4 protein-coding genes are annotated in these 4,510 nt (G+C 66.0%); all 4 read left to right on the top strand.

Annotated elements, in window-relative coordinates; translation table 11 throughout:
* Positions 1 to 1,669, top strand: a 1,669-nt coding sequence (hutU, locus tag LY622_RS05225; protein WP_255762137.1) for a urocanate hydratase, incomplete at its 5' end; no start/stop codon positions are given.
* Between the two features lie 55 nt (positions 1,670 to 1,724).
* The gene (locus LY622_RS05220) at positions 1,725 to 2,858 is read left to right on the top strand and encodes a CaiB/BaiF CoA transferase family protein (protein ID WP_234289921.1); all 1,134 of its coding nucleotides are present in this window, start codon (positions 1,725 to 1,727) and stop codon (positions 2,856 to 2,858) included.
* Positions 2,848 to 3,981 carry an acyl-CoA dehydrogenase family protein gene (locus LY622_RS05215; protein ID WP_234289920.1) on the top strand — a complete coding sequence of 378 codons (1,134 nt, stop codon included), beginning with the start codon at positions 2,848 to 2,850 and terminating at the stop codon, positions 3,979 to 3,981. The genes LY622_RS05220 and LY622_RS05215 overlap by 11 nt, the downstream gene beginning before the upstream one ends.
* A 25-nt stretch (positions 3,982 to 4,006) precedes the next feature.
* A partial coding sequence (locus tag LY622_RS05210) for an electron transfer flavoprotein subunit beta/FixA family protein (RefSeq protein WP_234289919.1) occupies positions 4,007 to 4,510 on the top strand: 504 nt, incomplete at its 3' end.

Here is a 4,510-nt window from a genome sequence, read left to right as displayed (position 1 = left end):
CGACCCCCGTCACGATCCCAGCCGCCGGATCGCCGCCCCCACCGGGACTGAACTCAGCTGCAAGAGCTGGCTCACCGAAGCCCCCATGCGCATGCTGATGAACAACCTTCACCCGGACGTGGCAGAGCGCCCCGAGGACCTGGTGGTCTACGGCGGCATCGGTCGTGCCGCCCGGGACTGGCAGTGCTTCGACGCCATCGTCGAGACCCTCAAGCGCCTGGAGGACAACCAGTCGCTGCTGATCCAGTCGGGCAAGCCGGTGGGCGTGTTCGAGACCCACAGGGACGCCCCGCGGGTGCTCATCGCCAACTCCAACCTGGTACCGGCCTGGGCCAACTGGGAGCACTTCAACGAGCTGGATAAGCAGGGCCTGATGATGTACGGCCAGATGACCGCCGGCTCATGGATCTACATCGGTTCCCAGGGCATCGTCCAGGGTACCTACGAGACCTTCGTCGAGGCCGGGCGCCAGCACTACGACGGAAAGTTGGCCGGGCGCTGGATCCTCACCGCCGGCCTCGGCGGCATGGGCGGCGCCCAACCCCTGGCCGCGACCCTGGCCGGGGCCTGTTCGCTGAATATCGAGTGCCAGCAGACCAGCATCGATTTCCGCCTGCGCACCCGTTACCTGGACGAGCAGGCCAGCGACCTGGACGACGCCCTGGCGCGCCTCGAGCGCTACACCGCCGAGGGCAAGGCGGTTTCCATCGGCCTGTGCGCCAACGCCGCCGACGTGCTGCCCGAGCTGGTGAAGCGTGGCGTGCGCCCGGACATGGTCACCGACCAGACCAGCGCCCACGACCCGCTGCATGGCTACCTGCCGTCGGGCTGGAGCTGGGACGAATACGTGGCCCGGGGCAAGACCGAACCCGAGGCGGTGACCAAGGCCGCCAAGCAGTCCATGGCGGTGCATGTGCGTGCCATGCTCGACTTCCAGGCCATGGGCGTGCCGACCTTCGACTACGGCAACAATATCCGCCAGATGGCCCAGGAAGAGGGCGTGGAGAACGCCTTCGACTTCCCCGGCTTCGTACCGGCCTATATCCGCCCGCTGTTCTGCCAGGGCATCGGCCCGTTCCGCTGGGTGGCGCTCTCCGGCGACCCGGAGGACATCTACAAGACCGACCAGAAGGTCAAGGAGCTGATCCCGGACGACCCGCACCTGCACAACTGGCTCGACATGGCCCGGGAGCGGATCGCCTTACAGGGCCTGCCGGCGCGGATCTGCTGGGTCGGCCTGAAGGATCGCGCCCGCCTGGGCCAGGCCTTCAACGAGATGGTTGCAAAAGGAGAGCTCAAGGCACCCATCGTCATCGGCCGCGACCACCTGGACTCCGGCTCGGTGGCCAGCCCCAACCGCGAGACCGAGGCGATGATGGACGGCAGCGACGCCGTCTCCGACTGGCCGCTGCTCAACGCCCTGCTCAATACCGCCGGCGGCGCGACCTGGGTCTCGTTGCACCACGGCGGAGGCGTGGGCATGGGCTATTCACAGCATGCCGGGGTAGTGATCGTCGCCGACGGCACGGACGAAGCCCACGCGCGCCTGGGCCGGGTGCTGCGCAACGACCCGGGCACCGGGGTGATGCGCCACGCGGATGCCGGGTACGATATTGCCAAGCAGTGCGCCCGCGACAACGGCCTCGACCTGCCGATGCTGGATAAGTAACGCCCATTTTCACGCCACGGGCGCCGTTGTCGGTGCCCCCTTCGGGAGAGAGACCATGCAACCCCTCAAAGGTGTGACCGTCATCGATCTGTCGCGCTTCTTGGCTGGCCCCTACTGCACCGCCATGCTGGCCGATCTGGGCGCCGAGGTGATCAAGATCGAAACGCCCCAGGGCGATGACAGCCGCCAGATTGGCCCTTTCATCGATGGCGAGAGCGTCTACTTCTCGCTGCTCAATCGCGGCAAGTACAGCCTGACCCTGGACCTCAAGAGCGACGAAGGCAGGAAGCGCTTCCATGCTCTCTGCGCGACTGCCGATGTGCTGGTGGAGAATTTTCGTCCCGGCGTAGCGGCACGGCTGGGTATCGACGAAGCGAGCCTGAAAGCCATCAATCCCGGCATCATCTACTGCTCGATTTCCGGCTTCGGCCAGCAGGGTCCGATGAGCGCCAAGCCGGCTTACGACATCATCGCCCAGGCCCTCTCCGGGATCATGTCGGTCACCGGCGAGGAGGGGGGGGCGCCGACTCGGGTCGGTGAGTCCCTGGGTGATATCTGCGCCGGCCTCTTCGCCAGCTGGTCGATCTGCGCGGCGCTGTTCGGGCGCGAGCGCGACCCGGAGCGTCAAGGGAGCAACCTGGATGTGTCGATGCTCGACTGCCTCTTCTCCATGCAGGTCACCAACCTCTCCCAGTTTCTGGCTAGTGGCGCGGCGCCGGGCCCGGTGGGCAACCGCCATCCGCTGTCGGCACCCTTCGATAGTTTCCGGGCCAGGGATGGGCAGGTAATCATCGCCGTGGCCAACAATGCCCTCTTCGCCAAGCTGGCGAACTGCATGGAGACGCCCGAACTGGCCGAGGATGAGGCCTTTTCCAGCGATGAGTGGCGCAATGCCAATCAGGCGGCTCTCAAGGCGCGTATCGAGGCCTGGGCCGGGCAGTACAGCGTCGAGGAGGTCTGTGAGCGTCTCGATGCGGCCGGCGTGCCCGTCTCACCGATCTGGGATATCGCTCAGGCCGCGGCTTCTCCGCATGCCGCCGAACGGCAGCTACTGCCGCGCATCGGTGACCGGCCAGGCTCGCCCCAGCCGGTGTTCTTCAATGGCCACAAGGCGTACAGCCAGCGTCCGGCACCCGCTCTGGGCCAGCACAATACGTTGTTCGATGAGGTGACCTGCCATGAACTTTGAACTAACCGCCGATGCCATTGCCTTCCAGGATGCCGCCCATCGGGTGTCCGCCGAGGTGCTCAAGGCCAACGCCAAGCGCTATGACGAAACCGGCGACTTCTGTCGTGAGAGCCTCGATGCCCTGGGCGAACTGGGCTTCTGGGGCATGAACCTGCCCGATGCCTATGGCGGCTTCGACCCGGGTAGCATCGCCATGTCCCTGGCGGTGGAGGAGGTGGCCTATCACTGTGCCGCCACCTGCTCCTCCTTGACCGCCCACTTTCTGGCCACCGACTCGGTGCTGCTGGGCGGCACCGAACAGCAGAAGCAGGAGCTGCTGCCGCTGTGCGCCAGCGGAGAGAAGCTCGGCGCCTTCGCCCTCACCGAGCCTGGTGCCGGCTCCAACCCGGCGGAGATGCGTACCAAGGCGGTGCGGCGCGAGGGGGGCTGGCACCTCACCGGCACCAAGCACTACATCACCAATGGTGCCTACGCCGACTTCTTGGTGGTCTATGCCAAGACCGACGAGAGTCAGGGCCACAAGGGCATCTCGGCCTTCCTGGTCGATCGCCATGCCCCGGGTATCCAGTTCTCGAGTCCCGAGAAGACCCTGGGGCTGCGTGGCAGCCACATCTATGAGATCAGCTTCGATTGCCAACTCTCCGAGGCCACGCTGCTGGGAGAGGAGGGGCAGGGCTTTGCCACCGCCATGGCGGTACTGGATCGCGGTCGTGTCGAAGTGGCGGCCATGAGCGTGGGCATCGCCCGTGCCGCCTATGACGACTCCCTGGCCTGGGCCCGGGAGAGGGTAGTAGCCGGCAAGCCGCTGTGCCGGCACCAGGGCATTCAGTGGATGCTGGCCGAGATGCACACCCAGTTGGAGGCGGCCAAGCTGGTCACCTATCAGGCGGCAGCGGCCCGGGACTCCGGTGGTCGCTTCAGCCTGGAGTCAGCGGTCGCCAAGCTGTTCGCTTCCGAGGCGGCGGCCAAGATCACCGACAGCGCGGTGCAGGTGCATGGCGGCTACGGCTATATCTGTGACCTGCCCATCGAGCGCTACTACCGGGATGCGCGCATTACTCGCATCTTCGAGGGTACCTCGGAGATCCAGAAGATCATCATCGGCCGGGCCATCACCGCCTGAGCTACATCTCCACAGGAGTCGAACCATGAAGATCCTTGTCGCGGTCAAACGCGTCATCGACTACAACGTCAAGATCCGCGTCAAGGCGGATCACGCCGACGTCGACCTCACCAACGTCAAGATGGCCATGAACCCCTTCTGCGAGATCGCCGTGGAAGAGGCGGTGCGGCTGAAGGAAAAAGGCGTGGCGTCGGAAGTGGTGGCAGTAACCATCGGCCCCAAGGCCGCCCAGGAGCAGCTGCGCACCGCGCTGGCGTTGGGCGCCGACCGTGCCATTCATGTCGAAACCGACGAGCGCGTCGAGTCGCTGGCCGTGGCCAAGCTGCTGGCCAAGGTGGTGGAAGCCGAGCAGCCCGGCCTGGTCATCCTCGGCAAGCAGGCCATCGACACCGACAACAACCAGACCGGACAGATGCTCGCCGCGCTGACGGGGCTGCCCCAGGCCACCTTCGCCTCGGAAGTCGTGGTCGACGGAGACAAGCTGCAGGTGACCCGTGAGATCGACGGCGGCCTGCAGACCGTCGAACTG

It is taken from the genome of Halomonas alkalisoli, from assembly GCF_021412585.1.
GTDB classification, from domain to species: Bacteria; Pseudomonadota; Gammaproteobacteria; order Pseudomonadales; family Halomonadaceae; genus Halomonas; species Halomonas alkalisoli.
The sequence above is the reverse complement of the archived record's forward strand: the minus strand, read 5'-3'. Positions and strand labels throughout refer to the sequence as shown.

Bases quoted from the DNA above. Each gene is read 5' to 3' on its own strand.
- LY622_RS05220 (WP_234289921.1), top strand. From the start codon at position 1,725: ATGCAACCCCTCAAAGGTGTGACCGTCATCGATCTGTCGCGCTTCTTG.
- LY622_RS05215 (WP_234289920.1), top strand. From the start codon at position 2,848: ATGAACTTTGAACTAACCGCCGATGCCATTGCCTTCCAGGATGCCGCC.